General features: G+C 66.7%; 20 protein-coding genes. 16 read left to right on the top strand and 4 right to left on the bottom strand.

The genetic code is table 11. The annotated features are described in order from the left end of the window. The first annotated feature begins 15 nt into the window (after nucleotides 1-15). The 12 genes from nuoL (at nucleotide 16) to queA (ending at nucleotide 12,106) form a co-directional block, all read left to right on the top strand. On the top strand, nucleotides 16-2,046 hold the full coding sequence (gene nuoL / locus WFK61_RS15215) for an NADH-quinone oxidoreductase subunit L (RefSeq protein ID WP_336812934.1): 2,031 nt from the start codon (nucleotides 16-18) through the stop codon (nucleotides 2,044-2,046). Between the two features lie 4 nt (nucleotides 2,047-2,050). Continuing rightward, on the top strand, nucleotides 2,051-3,562 hold the full coding sequence (locus WFK61_RS15220) for an NADH-quinone oxidoreductase subunit M (RefSeq protein WP_336813015.1): 1,512 nt from the start codon (nucleotides 2,051-2,053) through the stop codon (nucleotides 3,560-3,562). Between the two features lie 9 nt (nucleotides 3,563-3,571). After that, nucleotides 3,572-4,999: an NADH-quinone oxidoreductase subunit NuoN gene (nuoN, locus tag WFK61_RS15225; protein WP_336812935.1), complete on the top strand. Its 1,428-nt coding sequence runs from the start codon at nucleotides 3,572-3,574 to the stop codon at nucleotides 4,997-4,999. Nucleotides 5,000-5,010: 11 nt separating this feature from the next. After that, nucleotides 5,011-5,769, top strand: coding sequence for a biotin--[acetyl-CoA-carboxylase] ligase (locus WFK61_RS15230; RefSeq protein WP_336812936.1), 759 nt, complete (start codon nucleotides 5,011-5,013; stop codon nucleotides 5,767-5,769). Between the two features lie 112 nt (nucleotides 5,770-5,881). Then, on the top strand, nucleotides 5,882-7,552 hold the full coding sequence (locus WFK61_RS15235) for a ribonuclease J (RefSeq protein WP_336812937.1): 1,671 nt from the start codon (nucleotides 5,882-5,884) through the stop codon (nucleotides 7,550-7,552). Nucleotides 7,553-7,721: 169 nt separating this feature from the next. Further along, nucleotides 7,722-8,126, top strand: coding sequence for a methylmalonyl-CoA epimerase (gene mce / locus WFK61_RS15240; protein WP_047575196.1), 405 nt, complete (start codon nucleotides 7,722-7,724; stop codon nucleotides 8,124-8,126). Nucleotides 8,127-8,131: 5 nt separating this feature from the next. Further along, nucleotides 8,132-8,539, top strand: coding sequence for a RidA family protein (locus WFK61_RS15245; RefSeq protein ID WP_336812938.1), 408 nt, complete (start codon nucleotides 8,132-8,134; stop codon nucleotides 8,537-8,539). Further along, nucleotides 8,536-8,766 carry a DUF1467 family protein gene (locus WFK61_RS15250; protein ID WP_336812939.1) on the top strand — a complete coding sequence of 77 codons (231 nt, stop codon included), beginning with the start codon at nucleotides 8,536-8,538 and terminating at the stop codon, nucleotides 8,764-8,766. Before WFK61_RS15245 ends, WFK61_RS15250 begins: the two co-directional genes overlap by 4 nt. 389 nt (nucleotides 8,767-9,155) lie before the next feature. Continuing rightward, entirely contained in the window at nucleotides 9,156-9,707 is a 552-nt protein-coding gene (locus WFK61_RS15255) for a peptidylprolyl isomerase (protein ID WP_336812940.1), read from the top strand. A gap of 43 nt (nucleotides 9,708-9,750) precedes the next feature. Beyond that, nucleotides 9,751-10,395 carry a hypothetical protein gene (locus WFK61_RS15260; protein WP_336812941.1) on the top strand — a complete coding sequence of 215 codons (645 nt, stop codon included), beginning with the start codon at nucleotides 9,751-9,753 and terminating at the stop codon, nucleotides 10,393-10,395. Then, complete coding sequence (locus WFK61_RS15265; RefSeq protein ID WP_293806363.1) at nucleotides 10,395-10,865, top strand: peptidylprolyl isomerase; 471 nt, start codon at nucleotides 10,395-10,397, stop codon at nucleotides 10,863-10,865. Before WFK61_RS15260 ends, WFK61_RS15265 begins: the two co-directional genes overlap by 1 nt. 155 nt (nucleotides 10,866-11,020) lie before the next feature. Further along, a complete protein-coding gene (gene queA, locus WFK61_RS15270; protein WP_336812942.1) occupies nucleotides 11,021-12,106 on the top strand; it encodes a tRNA preQ1(34) S-adenosylmethionine ribosyltransferase-isomerase QueA in 1,086 nt (361 codons plus the stop codon). A 14-nt stretch (nucleotides 12,107-12,120) separates the two neighbouring features. On the opposite strand, the gene WFK61_RS15275 is transcribed toward queA, so the two are convergent. Further along, on the bottom strand, nucleotides 12,121-13,149 hold the full coding sequence (locus WFK61_RS15275) for a purine-nucleoside phosphorylase (protein ID WP_336812943.1): 1,029 nt from the start codon (nucleotides 13,147-13,149) through the stop codon (nucleotides 12,121-12,123). 182 nt (nucleotides 13,150-13,331) lie between these two features. On the opposite strand from WFK61_RS15275, the gene WFK61_RS15280 reads away from it, so the two are divergent. The 4 genes from WFK61_RS15280 to WFK61_RS15295 all read left to right on the top strand — a co-directional run bounded on the left by WFK61_RS15280 (nucleotide 13,332) and on the right by WFK61_RS15295 (nucleotide 17,003). After that, nucleotides 13,332-13,994 carry a tetratricopeptide repeat protein gene (locus tag WFK61_RS15280; protein WP_336812944.1) on the top strand — a complete coding sequence of 221 codons (663 nt, stop codon included), beginning with the start codon at nucleotides 13,332-13,334 and terminating at the stop codon, nucleotides 13,992-13,994. An 83-nt stretch (nucleotides 13,995-14,077) separates the two neighbouring features. Next, on the top strand, nucleotides 14,078-15,478 hold the full coding sequence (der, locus tag WFK61_RS15285) for a ribosome biogenesis GTPase Der (RefSeq protein ID WP_336812945.1): 1,401 nt from the start codon (nucleotides 14,078-14,080) through the stop codon (nucleotides 15,476-15,478). Continuing rightward, nucleotides 15,478-16,575 (top strand): NAD(P)/FAD-dependent oxidoreductase, encoded by a 1,098-nt coding sequence (locus tag WFK61_RS15290; RefSeq protein WP_336812946.1) that lies wholly within the window; start codon nucleotides 15,478-15,480, stop codon nucleotides 16,573-16,575. Before der ends, WFK61_RS15290 begins: the two co-directional genes overlap by 1 nt. A gap of 17 nt (nucleotides 16,576-16,592) precedes the next feature. Then, a complete protein-coding gene (locus WFK61_RS15295; protein ID WP_336812947.1) occupies nucleotides 16,593-17,003 on the top strand; it encodes an NUDIX hydrolase in 411 nt (136 codons plus the stop codon). Between the two features lie 6 nt (nucleotides 17,004-17,009). Here WFK61_RS15295 and WFK61_RS15300 read toward each other — a convergent pair whose 3' ends face one another. The 3 genes from WFK61_RS15300 to WFK61_RS15310 all read right to left on the bottom strand — a co-directional run bounded on the left by WFK61_RS15300 (nucleotide 17,010) and on the right by WFK61_RS15310 (nucleotide 20,049). Continuing rightward, nucleotides 17,010-17,750 carry an SDR family NAD(P)-dependent oxidoreductase gene (locus WFK61_RS15300; RefSeq protein ID WP_336812948.1) on the bottom strand — a complete coding sequence of 247 codons (741 nt, stop codon included), beginning with the start codon at nucleotides 17,748-17,750 and terminating at the stop codon, nucleotides 17,010-17,012. Between the two features lie 163 nt (nucleotides 17,751-17,913). Then, on the bottom strand, nucleotides 17,914-19,386 hold the full coding sequence (gene purF, locus WFK61_RS15305) for an amidophosphoribosyltransferase (protein ID WP_336812949.1): 1,473 nt from the start codon (nucleotides 19,384-19,386) through the stop codon (nucleotides 17,914-17,916). Nucleotides 19,387-19,431: 45 nt separating this feature from the next. Continuing rightward, the gene (locus tag WFK61_RS15310; protein WP_336812950.1) at nucleotides 19,432-20,049 is read right to left on the bottom strand and encodes a CvpA family protein; all 618 of its coding nucleotides are present in this window, start codon (nucleotides 20,047-20,049) and stop codon (nucleotides 19,432-19,434) included. Between the last annotated feature and the right edge of the window lie 89 nt (nucleotides 20,050-20,138).

Here is a 20,138-nt window from a genome sequence, read left to right on the forward strand (position 1 = left end):
CTGGACCTCACTGCCATGTATCACCTGATCGTCTTCCTCCCTCTCATCGGCTTCCTGATCGCCGGCCTCTTCGGCCGGCTGATCGGCGCGCGTGGCTCCGAGATCGTCACGACCTCGCTGCTGATCGTCTCCGCCCTCCTGTCCTGGGTCGCCTTCGTTCAGGTCGGCTTCGGCTCCGGCACGACCCGCGTGCAGGTCGCGAGCTGGATCTCGTCGGGCCAGCTCCAGGTCGACTGGGCCTTTCGCATCGATACGCTCACAGTGGTGATGCTGGTCGTGGTCAACACGGTTTCCAGCCTCGTGCATCTCTATTCGATCGGCTACATGCACGAGGATCCGCACCGTCCGCGCTTCTTCGCCTATCTCTCGCTCTTCACCTTCGCGATGCTGATGCTGGTGACGTCGGACAACCTCGTCCAGATGTTCTTCGGCTGGGAAGGCGTCGGTCTCGCCTCCTATCTCCTGATCGGCTTCTGGTATCAGAAGCCCTCGGCCAATGCGGCCGCGATGAAGGCCTTCATCGTCAACCGCGTCGGCGATTTCGGCTTCTCGCTCGGCATCTTCCTCGTCTTCGTGCTGTTCGGCTCGGTCGGCTTCGACGCGATCTTCCCGCGCGCCGGCGAGCTGGTGAACCAGAGCTTCCGCTTCCTCGGCTATGACTGGAACGCCCTGACCCTGACGTGCCTGCTGCTCTTCATGGGCGCGATGGGCAAGTCGGCGCAGTTCCTGCTGCACACCTGGCTGCCGGACGCGATGGAAGGCCCGACCCCGGTCTCGGCCCTCATCCATGCCGCGACCATGGTCACCGCCGGCGTCTTCATGCTGGCGCGCCTGTCGCCGGTCTTCGAATACGCCCCGGTCGCGCTTACCGTCGTCGTCGTCATCGGCGCCACCACCGCCTTCTTCGCGGCGACGGTCGGCCTCGTGCAGAACGACATCAAGCGCGTCATCGCCTATTCGACCTGCTCGCAGCTCGGCTACATGTTCGTCGCGCTCGGCGTCGGCAACTACGGCGCCGGCATCTTCCACCTGTTCACGCACGCCTTCTTCAAGGCTCTGCTCTTCTTGGGCGCCGGCTCGGTCATCCACGCGATGCATCACGAGCAGGACATGCGCAACATGGGTGGCCTGCGGAAGCACATCCCGATCACGGCCGCCGCCATGACGATCGGCACGCTGGCGCTGACGGGCTTCCCGTTCCTCGCTGGCTACTTCTCGAAGGACGCGATCATCGAGAGTGCCTATGCCGCTCATAGCGCTGCCGCGACGAGCTATGCCTTCCCGCTGCTGGTCATCGCGGCCTGCATGACCTCATTCTATTCGTGGCGGCTCTATTTCATGACCTTCGAGGGCAAGCCGCGCTGGGGCCATGGGCATGACTCGCATGGCCACGGTCATGACGACCACGCGCATGCCGCGCACGGCCACGACGATCATGCGCATGGTCATGACGATCACGGCCATGGCCATGGTCACGACCACACGCCGCATGAGAGCCCCTGGGTGATGCTGATCCCGCTTGCCGTGCTCTCGGTCGGCGCGATCGCGGCCGGCTTCGTCTTCAAGGAAGCCTTCATCGGCCACGATTTCGAGCATTTCTGGAAGTCGGCCCTGTTCATGGGCAAGGACAACCACATCCTGCACGCCATGCATGAAGTGCCGAAATGGGTCGTCTGGTCGCCCTTCGTGGCGATGGTGATCGGCTTCGTGCTGGCCTACCTGATGTATGTCCGCTGGCCGGAGATTCCGGGCAAGCTGGCGGCCGCCAACCCCGCGCTCTACAAGTTCCTGCTCAACAAGTGGTATTTCGACGAGCTCTACGACTTCCTGTTCGTGCGCCCGTCGAAATGGCTTGGCCGCTTCCTCTGGAAGAAGGGCGATGGATTGGTCATCGACGGCTTCGGCCCGGACGGCGTCTCGGCCCGGGTGGTCGACGTCACCAATCGGGTGGTCCGGCTGCAGACCGGCTATCTCTATCACTATGCCTTCGCCATGCTGATCGGCGTCGCTGGGCTCGTGACCTGGTATCTCGTGGCGCGCGGGTGAGATGATGTTGGGTTTCGGTATCCTCACCGGTCTTCTGATCCTGCCGCTGGTCGGCGCTGCCCTGATCCTGGTGCAGCGTGGCGATCAGTCGGCCGTCGATTCCAATGCGCGCTGGATCGCCCTGTTCACCACGGGCTTGACCTTCCTGCTCGCCTGCGTCGCCTGGTATCGCTTCGACATCGCCAATCCCGGCTTCCAGCTGGTCGAGACTCACGCTTGGGTCTCGGACGCCATCAAGTTCAAGCTTGGCGTCGACGGTTTCTCTTTCCCCTTCATCGTGCTGACGGCCTTCCTGATGCCGTTCTGCATCGTCGCGTCCTGGACCTCGGTCGAGAAGCGGGTGCGCGAATACATGATCGCGTTCCTGGTGCTGGAAGCGCTGATGATCGGCGTCTTCGCGGCGCTCGACCTCGTGCTGTTCTACCTGTTCTTCGAGGCAGGCCTGATCCCGATGTTCCTGATCATCGGCATCTGGGGCGGCAAGCGGCGCGTCTATGCCTCCTACAAGTTCTTCCTCTACACGCTGCTCGGCTCGGTGCTGATGCTGCTCGCCGTGATGGCGATGTATTGGAACGCCGGCACCACCGACATCCCGACGCTGCTGGCGCATAAATTCCCGTCGCAGATGCAGCCCTGGCTGTGGTTGGCCTTCTTCGCCTCCTTCGCGGTGAAGATGCCGATGTGGCCGGTCCATACCTGGCTGCCGGACGCGCACGTCGAGGCGCCGACCGCGGGCTCCGTCGTTCTGGCGGCGATCCTGTTGAAGATGGGCGGCTACGGCTTCATCCGCTTCTCGATCCCGATGTTCCCGGAAGCCTCGGCGCTGTTTGCGCCGCTGGTCTTCGCCCTCTCGGTCGTCGCCATCGTCTACACCTCGCTGGTGGCGCTGATGCAGGAGGACATGAAGAAGCTGATCGCCTATTCCTCGGTCGCCCATATGGGCTTCGTGACGATGGGCCTCTTCACCCTGACGCCGCAGGGCATTCAGGGCGCGATGTTCCAGATGGTCAGCCACGGGCTGGTCTCGGGCGCGCTCTTCCTCTGCGTCGGCGTGATCTACGATCGCATGCATACCCGCGAGATCGCTGCCTATGGCGGCCTGGTGAACCGGATGCCGGCCTATGCCGTCGTCTTCATGGTCTTCACCATGGCCAATGTCGGCCTGCCCGGCACGGCCGGCTTCGTCGGCGAGTTCCTGACGCTGCTCGGCGCCTTCCGCGCCAATCCCTGGGTGGCGTTCTTCGCGACCTCCGGCGTCATCCTCTCGGCGGCCTATGCGCTCTGGCTCTATCGCCGGGTCGTGTTTGGCGAGCTCACCAAGCCCGAGCTGAAGGACATCAAGGACCTGAACGTCCGCGAATACGTGACGCTGGTCCCGCTCGTCTTGCTGACGATCTGGTACGGCGTCCAGCCGCATACGATCCTCGACGCCTTCGCGGCGCCGACCGAAGCGCTCATCAAGAACTATCAGGCAGCCCTCGCCGTCGCGAAGACGGCGCTGGCGGTCGCGCAGTAAGGTCTCGTCATGGCTCTGCCCGCTCTCGGCCCGGCCCTGCCGGAAATCATCCTCGCCCTCGGCGCCATCGCGATGGTGCTGGTCGGCGCCATCCAGGGCGAGCGCGCCACGCGCCTGCTCGAAGGGTTGGCGCTGGCGCTGCTGGCGGTGGCGCTGGTGCTGGTCCTCTCAGGCACCGGCAAGATGCTGACCTTCAACGACGGCTTCATCGTCGACGGCTTCGCCCGCTTCATGAAGGTGCTGACCCTGCTGGGCGCCGGCGCCGCGATCCTGCTCTCGGCCGATACGCTGCGCCGCCAGGGCACGATGCGCTTCGAGTTCCCGATCCTCGTCGTGCTCTCGACCATCGGCATGATGATGATGATCTCGGCCAACGATCTCATCAGCCTCTATGTCGGCCTCGAGCTGCAGTCGCTGGCGCTCTATGTCGTCGCCGCCTTCGACCGCGACAACGCCAAGTCGACCGAGGCCGGCCTGAAGTATTTCGTGCTCGGCGCGCTTTCCTCCGGCATGCTGCTCTATGGCGGCTCGCTGGTTTACGGCTTCACCGGTACCGTCACCTTCCCGGGCATCGCGGCCGCGACCGCTGGCGGCCATGCCGGCATCGGCCTGATCTTCGGCATCGTCTTCATCGCGGCCGGCGTCGCCTTCAAGATCTCGGCGGTGCCGTTCCACATGTGGACGCCCGACGTCTACGAGGGCGCTCCGACCCCGGTCGCCGCCTTCTTCGCCTCGGCGCCCAAGATGGCTGCCATGGCGATGGTGATCCGCGTCTTCATCGGCGCCTTCCCGGGCGCGATCCATGACTGGCGCCAGATCATCGTCTTCATCTCGATCGCCTCGATGGGCCTCGGCGCCTTCGCCGCGATCGGCCAGACGAACATCAAGCGCCTGCTCGCCTACTCCTCGATCGCCAATATGGGCTATGCGCTGGTCGGCCTCGCCGCCGGCACGGCCGAGGGCGTCCAAGGCGTGATGACCTATATGGCGATCTATCTCGCCACGACGCTCGCCGCCTTCGCCTGCGTGCTGATGATGCGCCGCGACGGCAAGCTGGTCGAGGACATTTCGGAGCTCGCCGGCCTGTCCCGCACCAATGGCTGGATGGCCTTCGCAATGGCGATGATGATGTTCTCGCTCGCTGGCATCCCGCCGCTCGCCGGCTTCTGGGCGAAGTGGTACGTCTTCCTGGCCGCGATCAACGCGAAGCTCTACGTGCTCGCCGTCATCGGCGTGCTGACCAGCGTCGTCGGCGCCTACTATTACCTGCGCCTCGTCAAGGTGATGTATTTCGACGAGCCGAAGCCGGCTTTCGAGAAGGCGGACCTCGGCGTGCGCACCGTGCTGCTGGTCTCGGCGCTCTTCGTGCTGGTGCTCTCGCTGGTGCCGGCACCGCTCTTCGACTCGGCGGCCGCCGCTGCGAAGTCGCTGTTCTGAGCTGACGGCGCGTGCTCGGTGAGGCCGCCCGCGCCGCGGGCTATCGTTTGATCGTCCGCGACGAGGTCGGCTCCACCATGGAGGAGGCCCGTCGCGCGCTCGATCAGGGCGAGCCGGGCAAGCTCTGGATCGTCGCCCGCAGCCAGAACGCCGGCCGTGGCCGGCACGGCCGGCAATGGGGCTCGCCGCCCGGCAATCTCTACGTCAGCCTGCTGTTGACCGATCCGTGCGAGCCGGCGCTGGCGCCGCAGCTCGGCTTCGTCGTGGGCCTCGCGTTGCACGATGCCGCCGCGAAGCTGCTCGGCCCGGCCGCATCCGGCCTCCGGCTGAAATGGCCGAACGACCTTTTGCTTGACCGAGCCAAGACCTCCGGCCTGCTGCTGGAGGGCGATAGCCGGGCAGGGCGTTTCAACGTCATCGTCGGCTGCGGCGTCAACATCGCCTCCTGTCCGAACGACACGCCGTACCCGGCGACCTTCCTCAAGGCCGCCGCGCCGCAGGCCAATGTCGAGGCCATGCTGACGGGCCTGAGCGACGCCTTCGCCCAGCGCTTCGCCATCTGGTCTCAAGCCGGCGGTTTCGGCCCGACCCGCGCCGCCTGGTTGGAGCGCGCGGCCTTCCTTGGCGAGACCATCACCATCCGCCTGCCCGAAGGCCCGCTCAGCGGCACCTTCATCGGCCTCGACCCGATCGGGCGCCTCGAACTCGAAACCGAAACCGGCCGCCGCCTCATCGATGCCGGCGACCTTTTCTTCGGCCCGCCCGCCTGATTACGCAGTCCCGCTCGACCTCCGTCGATCTGGAGACGGTGTCGCGGGCGTGCTAGGGCTCGTTGCCATCACGCGGCATTAGATCAAGCCATTGCCAGAATCAGGATTGCCAGTGACCCGCTCCTCCGACCAGCTCGTCTTCGTTCCCCTCGGCGGCCTCGGCGAGATCGGCATGAATGCCGCTCTCTACGGCTTCGGGCCCGAGGGACGACGAAAGTGGATCCTGGTCGATTGCGGCCTGTCCTTCGCCGGGCCGGAGGCGCCGGGCGTCGATATCGTCCTGCCCGATCTGAGCTACATCATCGAGGAACGGGCGAACCTGCTGGGCATCGTCATCACCCACGCCCATGAGGACCATATCGGCGCGCTCGCCGCGCTCTGGCCCTCGCTGCGCGCGCCGGTCTATTGCACACGCTTCGCCGCCGGCCTCCTCGCCACGCGCCGCCTCTCCGAGCCGGGCGCGCCGAGCGTCGAGCTCAACGTCGTGCCGCAGGGCGGGGCGATCACGCTCGGACCCTTCGACATCGAATTCGTGCCCGTGGCCCATTCGATCCCGGAATCGAACGCGCTCGCGATCCGCACGCCGGCCGGCCTCGTCGTCCATACCGGCGACTGGAAGATCGACCCGACCCCGCGCGTCGGCCTGCCGACCGACGAGAAACGCCTGCGCGAACTCGGCGAGGAGGGCGTGCTGGCGCTGGTCTGCGATTCCACCAATGTCATGCGCGACGGCACGAGCCCGAGCGAGGCCGATGTCGCCGCCAAGATGAAGGAGCTGGTCGCCTCGGCGCCCGGCCGCGTCGCCGTCACCACCTTCGCCTCCAATGTCGCGCGTCTGCGTGCCGTCGCGGAAGCGGCGATGGCCAATGACCGCGAGGTCGTCGTCGTCGGCCGCGCCATGGACCGCGTCATCGATGTCGCCCGCGAATGCGGCTATCTCGACGGCATTCCCGGCTTCCGTCCGGTCGACGCCTATGGCTACCTCCCGCGCGACAAGGTCGTGGCGCTGGTCACCGGCAGCCAGGGCGAACCGCGCGCCGCGCTTTCGCGCATCGCCTCCGACGACCATCCCGAGATCGCGCTTTCGCCCGGCGACCGCGTGATCTTCTCCTCGCGCACCATTCCCGGCAACGAGAAGTCGGTCGGCAACATTCTGAACGCGCTCGCCCGCGACAAGATCGAGATCATCACCGACCGGACCCATCTGGTCCATGTCTCCGGCCATCCGCGCCGCGAGGAGATGGCCCGGCTCTATGGCTGGCTGAAGCCGCAGATCGCGATCCCCGCCCATGGCGAGGACCTGCATCTGTCCGAGCATGAAACCTTCGCCCGCAGCCTCGGCGTGAAACATGTCCTGCGCGCCGGCAACGGCGATGTGGTCGCGATTTCGGCTGAAGGCGCCCGCAAGGTGGATGAGGCCCCGCATGGCCGGCTCTACCAGGACGGTTCCCTGCTGGTGAGCGCGCTCGAGAAGACGATCCAGGAGCGCCGTCGCCTGTCCTTCGCCGGCATCGTTTCGATTGCGGTTGCCATCGATGAGAAGGGCGGCATTGCCGGGGAGCCGGAGATTGCCGTGCTCGGCCTGCCGCCGCGCACCCTTGGCGGCATCGATTTCGACGAGTTCGTCGCCGATACGGTCAGCGACCTGCTCGACAACATTCCCAAGGCCCGCCGCCGCGATCCCGAAGCCCTGCGCAACGCGCTGGAGCGCGGCGTGCGCAGCGCGGTCAACGAGGAGTGGGGCAAGAAGCCGCTGGTGCATGCGCTGGTGGTCGAGGTGTAGGGTAGGCTCTTTATGAACCGCGCGTGGTCATCCCGGGCGGAGCGAAGCGCAGACCCGGGATCCATTCCGGAACGGTTCAGGCATGGATCCCGGATCGGCGCCGCTCGCGCGGCTTGTCCGGGATGACACGGTGTTTCTGAGTTGAACGGATGTGATCGGGAAAAGTGACATGATCGGACGCCTGAACCACGTCGCCATAGCGGTGAAGGACCTCGAAGCCTCGACGGCGCTCTATCGGGATACGCTCGGCGCGCGCGTGTCGCAGCCGCAGGCCGAGCCGGAGCACGGCGTAACCGTCGTCTTCGTCGAATTGCCCAACACCAAGATCGAGTTGCTGGAGCCGCTCGGCGCCGATTCGCCGATCGCCAAGTTCCTTGAGCGCAATGCCGACGGCGGCATCCACCACATCTGCTACGAGGTCGACGATATCCTTGCGGCGCGTGACCGCCTGAAGGCGCAAGGCGCCCGCGTGCTCGGCTCCGGCGAGCCGCGCATCGGCGCCCATGGCAAGCCGGTGCTGTTCCTGCACCCCAAGGATTTCCTGGGCACGCTGGTCGAGCTCGAACAGGCCTGACGACGATGACCGACTTCGCTTCGACCGAGATCGCTTTCCTGGGCCAGCCAGAAGCCGGCTCGCCGCGCCCCTTCAGCGCCGCGACTGTCGCGGGCGGGCTCGTCTTCGTCTCCGGCCATTCGGCGCCGCATGATCCGGCGCGCGGCATCCATCGTGGTGAGACCCCGGCCGAGGAGGTGCGCAATGCGCTCGGCCGCATCTCTGAGATTCTCGCCGAGGCCGGAAGCTCGCTCGACCGCGTCGTCCAGATGACGATGCTGATCACCGATCCGGCCGACTATGCCGCCTGCAACGCCGAGTATGTGAAGCATTTCCCGGGCGGCCTGCCGGCTCGCCATACCGCGCGCTTCGGCGTGCCGACCGAGGCGAAGGTCGCCTTCTCCTGCATCGCGCTCGCGGGGAAGGCGGCATGAACGTCGTCGGCGGCCTCGCCCTCTATTTCGTGATCTGGTGGATCACGCTCTTCGCGGTGCTGCCCTTCGGCATCCGCAGCCAGGAGGAGGCGGGTGACGTGGTGGCCGGCACGGAGCCCGGCGCGCCTGTGCTGCCGGGCCTGGTGAAGAAGGCCGTCATCACCTCGCTGATCGCGGCGGTGATCTTCGCCGGCGTCTGGTATGTCTGGGTGACCTACGACATCTGAAGATTGGCGCGCCCGCTCAGGGTACCGCCCAAGAAAAAAGGCAAGGCCGATGCCTTGCCTTTGGTAGTCCGCTTTTTACCGCTGCACCGGCGCACGTCTTCAAGAAGCATGCAACTCATTTTGCAAGGCGGGCGTTTGTTCCTCCCAAGACCTGGTCCGCAGCGCTTCGACCTGCAAAGCGCTCCCAGCGCCGGAAGGATTAGCCGATTGTGACGGCGCTGTCATCAGTTTAGGCAGCGTCAGCCTGGAATTTTTGCAAGATTAGTCTCCATTGCACTTGTGCAGTGCAGCAAGGGCAGGTCGCGGATCGCCGGGACGCCTTGTTCCGGCCAAAGGATAGGGCTATCGACCGGCATCCGCCGGGCTCGCTGGCGGCCATGGAGATTTTCATGCTGCGCAGCTCGCTCGCCGCCCTTGCCGTCGTCGCCTCGTTCGGTTTCGCTCAGGCGCAGACGCCGAAGCCCGATCCCGAGAACACCGTCATCCTCGAGACCAAGGACGGCCCGGTGACGATCCGCCTGCGGCCCGATCTCGCGCCGAAGCATGTCGCCCAGATCAAGACGCTGGTGAAGCGCGGCTTCTATGACGGCATCGTCTTCCACCGCGTCATCGACGGCTTCATGGCCCAGACCGGTGACCCGACCGGCACCGGCACCGGCAAGTCCGACCTGCCGAACCTGCCCGCCGAATTCACCCCGACCCCCTACAAGGTCGGCTCGCTCGGCATGGCCCGTTCGTCCTCGCCGGATTCGGCCAATTCGCAGTTCTTCATCTGCTACGAGGGCTGCGGCTCGCTGACTGGCCAGTACACGCTGTTCGGAGAGGTCGTCTCCGGCATGGACGCCGTGCGCAAGATCAAGAAGGGTTCCAGCGCCAATAACGGCCAGGTGAGCGGCCCTGACAAGATCGTCCGCATGCGCATGCAGGCCGACGCCAAGTAAGGCAGGATACGTGCGCGCAGGGCGAGCCGGGGAGGGCGCGGCGATGGCTCGGACGGCCCTGGTCGGGATCGCCCTGGCGCTGGGGTTCAACGGAGCCCTGGCGCAGGACACGCGCGATCTCGGCCTGCCGCCGCCATCCGGCTCGCAGAATCCGGTTCTGCCGCCGCCTTCGGGCTCACAGAACCCGATCCTGCCGCCGCAGAGCGGCCAGCGCTACAATCCGGGGATCGGCGGCCCGTTCAGCGGCAGCGACATCCCCGGCCTCGACCAGCGCGGGCTCGGCGCGCCGCGGCCGCTGCGCGGCAGTGGCGAGATCGGCCTGATCGGCCAGGTCACGCCCGACAATCAGCACGATGGCTCCGAGGCCGTCGATCGACTCGACGAGATCGCCCCGGCCATCCAGCGCTGCTGGAACCCGCCGCCATTGCCTGGCGACCTGACGGGCGCGATGGTCTCGCTTCGCTTCAGCCTGCGCCGTGACGGCAGCCTCTTCGGCCAGCCCCGCGTCACCTGGGAGACCAAGCGCGGCGACGCCGAGTTTCAGCGACGCTTCAGCGATTCCGCCGTCGCCGCCATCAGCTCCTGCACGCCGATGAGGTTGTCGGCGGGCCTCGGAGCGAGTATCGCGGGGCGACCCTTCACCATTCGCTTCCACGGCCGCACGCGGCTCAACGAAAGGCAGACCTGATGTCGCTGGATCCCGAGAACACCATCGTCATGGAAACCACCAAGGGCAAGGTGGTGATCAAGCTGCGTCCCGACCTCGCGCCCGGCCATGTCGAGCGCATCAAGCTGCTCGCCCGCGAGGGCTTCTATGACGGCATCGTCTTCCACCGCGTCATCGACGGCTTCATGGCCCAGGTCGGTTGCCCGCACGGCACCGGCACCGGCGGCTCGAGCTATCCGGACCTGAAGCAGGAGTTCAACGCCGAGCCGCATGTCCGCGGCATCTGCTCGATGGCCCGCGCCCAGAACCCGAACTCGGCCAACAGCCAGTTCTTCATCGTGTTCGACGATGCCCGCTTCCTCGACAAGCAGTACACTGTCTGGGGCGAGGTCGTCGAAGGCATGGACAATGTCGACAAGATCAAGCGCGGTGAGCCGGTGCGCGATCCCGACTCCATCGTCTCGATGAAGGTGATGGCCGACGCGGCCTGAGGGCTCGCTTCGGAACCTCGGAGTCATCCCGGGCTTGACCCGGGATCCATGCTGGAGCGCCTCTTGTCGAGCTTCAGGCATGGATTCCGGCTCTCCGCTCCGCTGCGGCCGGGATGACCTGCGCGTTCCTGTGACAGGAAGCCGGCTTTAGTCCGATGAACGTCGATCTCTTCGATTTCGACCTGCCTGAGGATCGTATCGCGCTGCGGCCCGCCAGTCCGCGCGATACGGCGCGGCTGCTCGTCGTGCGTCCGGGCACAGCCGAGCCGCTGGAGGATCGCGGCATCCGCGATCTCGTCTCGCTGCTTCAGCCCGGCGATGCGCTCGTCCTCAACGATACCCGCGTCATCCCGTCTCGCCTGCGCGGGCGGCGTTATCGCGGCGCGGATTCGGCGCGTATCGAGATCATGCTGCACAAGCGCGAGAGCGAGGATCGCTGGCTCGCCTTCGCCCGGCCGGCCAAGAAGCTGGCGCTTGGCGAACGCGTGGTTTTCGATTCGGACGCCGCCAGCAATGCTTGCGAGCTCGGCCGTCTCCATGCCGAGGTCATCGCCAAGGGCGAGGGCGGCGAGGTCGAGTTGCAGTTCAGCCTGACCGGCGCCTATCTCGACGAGGCCATCGCGCGGCTCGGCGAATTGCCGCTACCGCCCTATATCGCCGGCAAGCGCCCGACCGACAGCGCCGACACGGCCGATTACCAGACCAATTTCGCCCGGAAGGACGGAGCCGTCGCGGCGCCGACCGCGGGCCTGCATTTCACGCCGGAGCTGCTGGCGGCACTGGACGCGTGCGGCATCAGCCGGCATTTCGTCACGCTCCATGTCGGCGCCGGCACCTTCCTGCCGGTGAAGGCCGATGATACCGAAGACCACCGCATGCATGCCGAATGGGGCACGGTTTCGCCCGAGACCGCGGCGGCCCTCAACGCCGTCAAGGCGAAGGGCGGGCGCATCGTCTGCGTCGGCACGACCTCGCTACGCCTGATCGAGAGCGCGGCGGCCGAGGACGGCACGATCCGGCCCTTCTCCGGCGACACCGCGATCTTCATCACGCCGGGCTACCGCTTCCGCGCGGTCGACATGCTGATGACGAACTTCCATCTGCCGCGCTCGACGCTGTTCATGCTCGTCTCCGCTTTCTGCGGACTCGACATGATGAAACGGGCCTATGCCCATGCGATCGCAGCGAATTACCGCTTCTACTCCTACGGTGACGGCAGCCTGCTCTTCCGGGCAGGCTGACCGCCCCGCAGGTCTTACTTCGCCGGCAGAGGCGGCACGCCCTTGTGCCAGACCGGCCAGTCCGCGACGATGTGGTCGACCACCTTCGAGCCGACGGCCTCGATATTGGCGACGGTCTCGGCGAAGCCACCCGCCGTCTGGCCGGGCGCGGGATCGAGATGCTGCAGCGTCGTCTCGTTCGGGTTGCCCTGGTCGAAATTGACCGCGCCGCGCAGGCTCATGATCCGGTCGGTGCCGAACTGCCGTTTGATCACCAGCGTGATCGCGGCCGCCTCCATCTCGGTGATCACGTAGTCGTCGGCGCCGTAGAGCTTGGCCATGTATTGCGCTTCCTTCGACAGGCCCGGCCCGTGGAAGAAGGTGTCGCCGGTCATATGCGTGCCGACCTGCACGGAGGGCGCGGCCTGCGCCCGCTTGTCGGGATAGCGCATGCGGTACTGCTTGGCGGAATCGGAGTCCTGCAAGTTCACGCCGGAGCCGAGCTTCACCGCCCAGTTCACCAGCGCCGGGTTGAGCTGGAAGACGCGATAGCTCTCATAGCCCTTGCGCGGCATGAAGACCGGCTCGCCCGGCTTGCCTTCCTCCGGCGCCCAGCGATGGCCGAGATCGTAATCGACCAGCCAGCTGCCCCAGGAGACGTCGCCGATCGTGCCGCGGGAGGGCGGCGTGCCGGCGACGCCGCTCAGCACGAAATAGGCCTGCGAGAAGTCATAGGCCGGATCGAGCAGAATCGCCTGCATCGAGGAGGACGAGTTGACCTTGCCCATGCCCAGCACGGCGCCGCAGACGCCGTCGCCATTGCAATAGACCGGCTTCAGCGCGCCCTTGACCTCATGCGGCTGGCTCGCCCTCCAGTAGCGCTCGTACCAGTGCTGGAACTCGCCCGCCCGGTCGCCGGTGTTCTGGCCGATCTCGAACATCGCGGCGATGAAGACCTTGACCTTGATCGGCGGGGTCTGCGCTGTGGCGGGCGCAGCAAGCGCGCCGAAAGCCGCGAAGCTGAGGGCGGCGAGGCCGGCCCGTCTGGTGATCGTCTGGTTCATGCAAGCTCTCCACGGCCGAAAGCTGAAGGGGCCGTCCGGTGCCGGCGCAGCAAGGGCCGGGCCAATTTTGCCATGGCGGGGCTGCGGCCGTCCATCGCAGCGCGATGCGCCATGCGCTGAACCGGCTCGCATTCCCGGTCTGAAAATGCTACCGGGCTCCCAACAGGGATTTTGACAGTCAAATGGCCGATATTTTTCGCGAGATCGATGAGGAAGTCCGCCGCGACAAAGCCGCGGAGCTCTGGAAGAAATATGGCTGGCTTCTCACCAGCCTCGCCGTGCTGGCGGTGCTTGCTGTCGCTGGCTGGCAGTTCTGGCTGCACCGCGAGAATCAGGCCTCGCAGGCCGTCGGCGCGCGCCTTGAAGCCGCGCTGAAATCCTCGCGCGATGGCGACGCCACGCAGGCCGAGACCATCCTGAAGGAGCTCTCGGCCACGGCGCCCGCCGGCTATCGTCTGATCGCCCGCTTCCGCCTCGCCGCCGAGACCGCCAAGCGCGATCCGGCCGCCGGCGTCGCCGCCTTCGATGCGCTCGCCAACGACGCCTCGCTCGACCAGACCTCTCGCGACCTCGCCAAGCTGCGCGCCGGCATCCTGCGCGTCGACCTCGCGCCCTATCCGGAGGTCAAGGCAGCGCTGGAGCCGCTCGCGACGGCGCAGGGCGTCTGGCGCCACACGGCCCGTGAGTTCCTCGGCATCGCTGCGCTCAAGGCCAATCTCTTCGAGGATGCCGGGCGCTGGTTCGATGCCGCGATCACCGATCCGCAGGCACCGCAGGCCCTGCGCCAGCGTGTCGAGCTCTATCTCGCTCTGGTCCGTGGCGGTCCCGTCACGGTGAAGAACTGAACCGGAGCCTCGCTCCAACGGCGCCGCCGCCCCGGTTTCCTGCTTCGGCAGGCCGGGACGACGGCGAAAATGTGTGAAATCTGATGACAGCCATCGTCGCCCTGATCGGGCGCCCCAATGTCGGCAAGTCGACGCTGTTCAACCGGCTGGTTGGCAAGAAGCTTGCGCTGGTCGACGATCGGCCGGGCGTTACGCGCGACCGCCGCGAGGGTGACGCCACCCTCGGCCATCTCCGCTTCAAGGTGATCGATACCGCCGGTCTCGAAGAGGCCGACAAGGATTCGCTCGCCGGTCGCATGCGCGCCCAGACCGAGACTGCGATCGCGCAGGCCGATGTCGTGCTCTTCATGATCGACGCCCGCCTCGGCATCACGCCGATGGACCAGCCCTTCGCCGATCTGGTGCGCCGCTCCGGCAAGCCGGTGATCCTGCTCGCCAACAAGGCCGAGGGGAAGAAGGGCACCGACGGCATCATCGAGTCCTACGGGCTCGGCCTCGGCGACCCCGTGCCGTTCTCGGCCGAGCATGGCGAGGGCACCTCGGATCTGCTCGAGGCGCTGATGCCTTATATCCCCGATGAATCCGAGGATGACGAGGACGAGGAAGCGGCCTGGGCAGACGTTCCCGCTGCCGATTCGGACGACGAGGAGGATATCGATCCCGATCGCCCCTTGCGGGTCACCATCATCGGCCGTCCGAACGCCGGCAAGTCGACGCTGGTCAACCGCATGATCGGCGAGGAGCGGATGCTGACCGGCCCCGAGGCCGGCATCACCCGCGATACCATCTCGGTCGACTGGGAATGGCGTGGCCGCAAGGTCAAGCTCTTCGACACCGCCGGCATGCGCAAGCGCGCCCGCATCGAGGAGAAGCTGGAGAAGCTCTCCGTCGCCGATTCGCTGCGCGCGATCCGCTTCGCCGAGGTCGTGGTCGTGCTGCTCGATGCGACGATCCCCTTCGAGAAGCAGGATCTGACGCTGGTCGACCTGACCGAGCGTGAGGGCCGCTCCGTCGTCATCGGCCTCAACAAATGGGACCTCGTCGCCGACAAGCAGGGCCTGCTGGCCGAGCTCAAGGAGAAGGCCAACCATCTGCTGGCGCAGGTTCGCGGCGTGCCGATCATCCCGCTCTCCGGCCTCGCCGGCGAGGGCATCGACAAGCTGATGCAGGGCGTGTTCTCGGCCTATGGCGTCTGGAACCGCCGCGTTTCGACCGCGCGCATCAATCGCTGGCTTGAAGGCGTGCTCTCGGCCCATCCGCCCCCGGCCGTGGCCGGTCGGCGCATCAAGATCCGCTACATGACGCAGGCCAAGGCCCGGCCGCCGACCTTCGCGCTGTTCGGCAACCAGCTGGATCATCTGCCGGTCTCCTACACGCGCTATCTCGTCAACAACCTGCGGGATGCGTTCGAGCTTCCGGGTACGCCGATCCGCCTGCATCGCCGCGGCGGCGCCAATCCCTATGACAAGGAGCGCAAGGGCTGATGAAGGTCGCGGTCGTCGGCGCCGGTATCGCCGGGCTTTCCACCGCCTGGTCGCTGAACAAGCGCGGGCATGAGGTGACCCTGTTCGAGCAGGCACCGCAGATCCCCAACCCCTATGCGGCCTCCGGCGACCAGCACCGCATCATCCGCCGCGCCTATGGCGGCGCCGACGGTTATGCCCGGACCATCACCGAGGCCTTCGAGGCCTGGAGCGAGCTCTGGGCCGATCTCGGCAGGCAGCATTATGCGCCCTGCGGCGTGCTCGGCATCTCCCAGACGCAAGGCGACGAGGGCGAGGAATACCGCGAGGGCCTCGACCGCATGGCCTCGCCCTACGCGCTCTATGACGCAGCCGAGACGGCCCGGCGTTATCCCTTCATCGACGCGGCGACGATCCGCTACGCCTATCTCAGCCCCGAGGGCGGTGCGCTGTTCCCGGCCCGCATCGCCGCCGACATGGTGCGTCTGCTGCGCGAGCGCGGCGTCACTCTGCGCGAGGGCACAACGGTTACCGCGATCGATCCCGAGAGCGGCCGCATTGTCCTTGCCGATGGCGAGGCGGCGAGCTTCGACCGCGTCGTGATCAGCTCCGGCGCCTGGGTGCTGAAGCTCCTGCCCGAGCTTGCAGACGTCCTGACGACCTATCGCACGGCCGTCGCCTATCTAGCTCCGCCCGATGATCTGAAGGCCGCCTGGGAGGCCGCTCCGGTCATCGTCGATGTCGGCGGCTCGGTCGATGGCTATGTTCTGCCTCCGGTCGACGGCACCGGCCTCAAGGTCGGCGCCGGCGTGCACAAGCGCCCTCGCCAGCCCGATGAGGAGCGCGAGCCGCGGGCGGGCGAGGGCGAGCAGATCCGCGATTATTTCGCGCCGCCCTTTGCGCGCATCGCCGAGTACCGCGTCGAGCGTGTGGTCACTTGCGCCTACACCTTCACGGCGGATCGCAAGTTCCTCTCGCGGCAGATCGGCCGCGTGATAGCGGTCTCGGCCTGCTCGGGCCATGGCTACAAGTTCGGCGCGGCGGTCGGCCGGCGCGTCGCGGCGGCCGTGGAAAGCGGCGATCAGGCTGGCTTGCTGCGCTGGCTCAGGGCCGAATAGCGATTGCGGTCGCGCGCATGCTCGAAACCGTCAGCGCGCTCTTCGTCGATGCCGACCAGAAGGTCCTGCTCGGCCTGCGTGCCGTCTGGAAACAGGCCTGGCCCGGCCATTGGGATGCGATCGGCGGGCGCGTCGAGCCCGGCGAGGCGCTGGAACAGGCCCTGCTGCGGGAGTGCCGCGAAGAGGTCGGCCTGGTACCGACGCGCTATGAACTGGTGCTGTCGGAGGCCGAGCGCTTCCCGGAGCGCAACGGCGCCGCGCTCCATCACATCTATGTCGTCAGAGCCTGGGAAGGCGGAGCGGCCGTCAATCTCGTCGACGAACATGACGAGATCCGCTGGTTCGGCCTGGAGGAGATGGCGGCCCTGCCGAACCTCACCATCCCCGACCTGATCACGCTGGTGCAGGCCGCGCTGGCGCGCGGCTGAGCAGCCTCAGACCGGCAATTGCGGGGTGAGGACCTTGCCCTGCGGGAAGTCGAAGATCTTGCCGCTCTCGCTCCAGTCGGGCGAAGCCAGCCTGACCAGATGCGGCGCCAGCTCTTCCGGCGTCTTCAGCGTCTCCGGGTCTTCGCCCGGCATCGCCTCGGCCCGCATCTTGGTGCGGAGGGGGCCGGGGTTGACCAGCATGAGCTTGACCGGCGTCGTCGCCGTCTCGGCCGCATAGGTGCGCCCCAGAGCCTCCACCGCGGCCTTTGAGACCGAATAGGGACCCCAATAGGCCGTGCACTTATGCGCCGCGCCCGAGGTCATCAGCAGCACGCGGCTGGCATCCGAGGCGCGCAATGCCGGATCGAGCGCCTTGAGCAGGCGCCAGTTGGCGGTGACGTTGATGTCGAAAACCCTAGCCCAGTCCTTCTCGGTGACATGGTCGAGCGGGCTGAGCGAGCCGAGCACGCCGGCATTGGCGAGCAGGATGTCGAGCTTGCCCCAGCGCTCCGTCACGGCATGGCCGAGCTTCTCCAGCCCGCCGGCATCGGCAAGGTCGAGCGGGACGAGGGTGGCGCTGCCGCCGATCGCGACGATCTCGTCGTCGAGCTCCTCAAGCGCGCCGGCGGTGCGGGCGAGCGCGATGACATGCGCACCGGCTTCCGCGAAGGCGAGCGCCGCGGCGCGGCCGATGCCGCGCGAGGCGCCGGTGACGAGCGCGACGCGCCCCTGCAATGGTTTGGTCATGATGAGAGTTGCCCCGGTTCCTTTACGCGCCGTCATCCCGGACAAGCCGCGATAGCGGCGCCGATCCGGGATCCATGCCGGAGCGCTTCCGATCAAGGTTCAGGCATGGATCCCGGGTCTGCGCTGCGCTTCGCCCGGGATGACAGCCCATTCTTTCGAAAGATCAGCCGGCTTCAGCCAGCAGCGAGATCTGCTGCTTGGCGCTCTCGCCGATCACGTCGGTCAGCGAGGTCGGATAGTCGCCGGTGAAGCAATGGTCGGTGAATTGCGGCCGGGTGGGGTCGCGGCCCTCATGGCCCATGGCGCGGTAGAGCCCGTCCACCGAGATGAAGGCCAGCGAATCCGCGCCGACGAACTGGCGCATCTCTTCCAGCGAATGGGTCGCGGCGAGCAGCTTCTCCCGGTCCGGCGTGTCGATGCCGTAATAGTCGGGATGGGTGATCGGCGGCGAGGAGATGCGGAAATGGACCTCGCGGGCGCCGGCCTCGCGCATCATCTTCACGATCTTGAACGAGGTCGTGCCGCGCACGATCGAATCGTCGACGAGCACGACGCGCTTGCCCTCGACCACCGAACGGTTGGCCGAGTGCTTCAGCTTGACGCCGAGCTCGCGGACCTTCTGCGTCGGCTCGATGAAGGTGCGGCCGACATAGTGGTTGCGGATGATGCCGAGCTCGAAGGGGATGCCGCTGGCCTGGGCATAACCGAGCGCCGCCGGCACGCCGGAATCCGGCACGGGCACGATGACATCCGCATCGGCCGGGGATTCCTGGGCCAGGACCGCGCCCATCGCCTTGCGGCGCTCGTAGATGCTGCGGCCCTTCACGATGGAATCGGGACGGGCGAAATAGATGTACTCGAAGATGCAGGGGCGTTCCGCCACGGGCGGGAAGGGCTTGTGGCTCTCGATCCCGGTCTCGGAGATGATCACGACCTCGCCGTTCTCGACCTCGCGGATGAACTTGGCGCCGATGATGTCGAGCGCGCAGGTTTCCGAGGTCAGGATGGGCGCGCCGTCGAGCTCGCCAAGCACGAGCGGGCGGATGCCGAGCGGATCGCGGGCGCCGATCAGCTTCTTGTTGGTGATGCCGACGAAGGCGTAGGCGCCCTCGATCTGGCGGATCGCCTCGATGAAGCGGTCGACGAAGTTCTGCTTGCGGCTGCGGGCGACGAGATGCAGCAGCACCTCGGTGTCCGAAGTCGACTGGTAGATCGCGCCGTCGCGGACGAGGTTGCGGCGCAGCGTCAGCCCGTTGGTCAGGTTGCCGTTATGCGCGACGGCGAAGCCGCCGCCATGCAGTTCGGCGAAGAGCGGCTGGACGTTGCGCAGGATCGTCTCGCCGGTGGTCGAGTAGCGGACATGGCCGATCGACTGCTTGCCCTTGAGCTTGTCGATGACGCTCGCTTCCGAGAAGGCGTCGCCGACGAGGCCGAGACGACGCTCCGAATGGAAGCGCTTGCCGTCGAAGGAGACGATGCCCGCCGCCTCCTGGCCGCGATGTTGCAGGGCGTGCAGGCCGAGCGCGGTCAGCGCCGCGGCATCGGCATGGCCGTAGATGCCGAAGACGCCGCATTCCTCCCGCAGCCGGTCGGCATTGGGATCGAAGGCGGTATCACGCTCGGTTTGCGAGATCATGTCTTGCTCCAGGCAGATGGCTTGGGCTGATGTTCTACGCGCTAATTAGGGACGGGCTGGGGCAGGCGCAACCGGTGCCGGCGTCGCGGGGCTGCGCGGCTCCTCCGCCGGAGCCTCCGGCGCGGTCTCGCCGGCCGGCTTCTTCAGCAGGTTCTTGATGAAATCGGCGTTCACGTCTTGCGGCAGCATGGCGATCAGCGAGCGGCCGGTCTCCTCCAGCATCGGCTTGGCCTTGGCGTCCTTGGCCCAGACCGGAAGCTTCTCGCTGCCGACCAGCGCCGTGAAGAAGACATAGCCGATCACCGCCAGCAGCAGGCCGCGCGCGGCGCCGAAGACGAAGCCGAGCGTGCGATCCAGCGCACCGATGCGCGAATCCAGCACGAAATCGGAGATGCGGGCCGTGATCAGCGAGACGACGATCAGCGTGCCCAGGAACAGCGCAGCGATCGCCGCCACCAGCGCGATCGTGTCCTGAGCCGAGCTGGCCGGGATGTACTGCTTGATGAAGGGCACGAGCTGCGGGTGGAACACCCAGGCCACGGCCGCGGCGGCGACCCAAGAGGCGATCGCCAGCACTTCGCGCGTGAAGCCGCGCACGGCTGCGAGCAAAGCCGAGATCAGAACCACGCCGATGACGACGAGATCGAGAATGGTGACAGGCATTGGGAGGGCCGCTTTGCTGTGGTCAGGTGCCGACCGGCCGGAGGCAGGGCGGCCGTTTCGGCTTTGCTATACGCGTTCCGGGGCTTTCC

Source organism: Allobosea sp. MMO-172, from assembly GCF_037147855.1.
Lineage (GTDB): Bacteria > Pseudomonadota > Alphaproteobacteria > Rhizobiales > Beijerinckiaceae > Allobosea.

Excerpts from the sequence above, each read along its gene's own strand:
- WFK61_RS15265 (WP_293806363.1), top strand. The coding sequence starts at position 10,395 with ATGTCGCTGGATCCCGAGAACACCATCGTCATGGAAACCACCAAGGGC.
- nuoN (WP_336812935.1), top strand. The coding sequence starts at position 3,572 with ATGGCTCTGCCCGCTCTCGGCCCGGCCCTGCCGGAAATCATCCTCGCC.
- nuoL (WP_336812934.1), top strand. The coding sequence starts at position 16 with ATGTATCACCTGATCGTCTTCCTCCCTCTCATCGGCTTCCTGATCGCC.
- mce (WP_047575196.1), top strand. The coding sequence starts at position 7,722 with ATGATCGGACGCCTGAACCACGTCGCCATAGCGGTGAAGGACCTCGAA.
- WFK61_RS15255 (WP_336812940.1), top strand. The coding sequence starts at position 9,156 with ATGCTGCGCAGCTCGCTCGCCGCCCTTGCCGTCGTCGCCTCGTTCGGT.
- WFK61_RS15295 (WP_336812947.1), top strand. The coding sequence starts at position 16,593 with ATGCTCGAAACCGTCAGCGCGCTCTTCGTCGATGCCGACCAGAAGGTC.
- WFK61_RS15250 (WP_336812939.1), top strand. The coding sequence starts at position 8,536 with ATGAACGTCGTCGGCGGCCTCGCCCTCTATTTCGTGATCTGGTGGATC.
- WFK61_RS15245 (WP_336812938.1), top strand. The coding sequence starts at position 8,132 with ATGACCGACTTCGCTTCGACCGAGATCGCTTTCCTGGGCCAGCCAGAA.
- WFK61_RS15300 (WP_336812948.1), bottom strand. The coding sequence starts at position 17,750 with ATGACCAAACCATTGCAGGGGCGCGTCGCGCTCGTCACCGGCGCCTCG.
- queA (WP_336812942.1), top strand. The coding sequence starts at position 11,021 with ATGAACGTCGATCTCTTCGATTTCGACCTGCCTGAGGATCGTATCGCG.
- WFK61_RS15260 (WP_336812941.1), top strand. The coding sequence starts at position 9,751 with ATGGCTCGGACGGCCCTGGTCGGGATCGCCCTGGCGCTGGGGTTCAAC.
- WFK61_RS15220 (WP_336813015.1), top strand. The coding sequence starts at position 2,051 with ATGTTGGGTTTCGGTATCCTCACCGGTCTTCTGATCCTGCCGCTGGTC.
- purF (WP_336812949.1), bottom strand. The coding sequence starts at position 19,386 with ATGATCTCGCAAACCGAGCGTGATACCGCCTTCGATCCCAATGCCGAC.
- WFK61_RS15310 (WP_336812950.1), bottom strand. The coding sequence starts at position 20,049 with ATGCCTGTCACCATTCTCGATCTCGTCGTCATCGGCGTGGTTCTGATC.
- der (WP_336812945.1), top strand. The coding sequence starts at position 14,078 with ATGACAGCCATCGTCGCCCTGATCGGGCGCCCCAATGTCGGCAAGTCG.
- WFK61_RS15275 (WP_336812943.1), bottom strand. The coding sequence starts at position 13,149 with ATGAACCAGACGATCACCAGACGGGCCGGCCTCGCCGCCCTCAGCTTC.
- WFK61_RS15280 (WP_336812944.1), top strand. The coding sequence starts at position 13,332 with ATGGCCGATATTTTTCGCGAGATCGATGAGGAAGTCCGCCGCGACAAA.
- WFK61_RS15290 (WP_336812946.1), top strand. The coding sequence starts at position 15,478 with ATGAAGGTCGCGGTCGTCGGCGCCGGTATCGCCGGGCTTTCCACCGCC.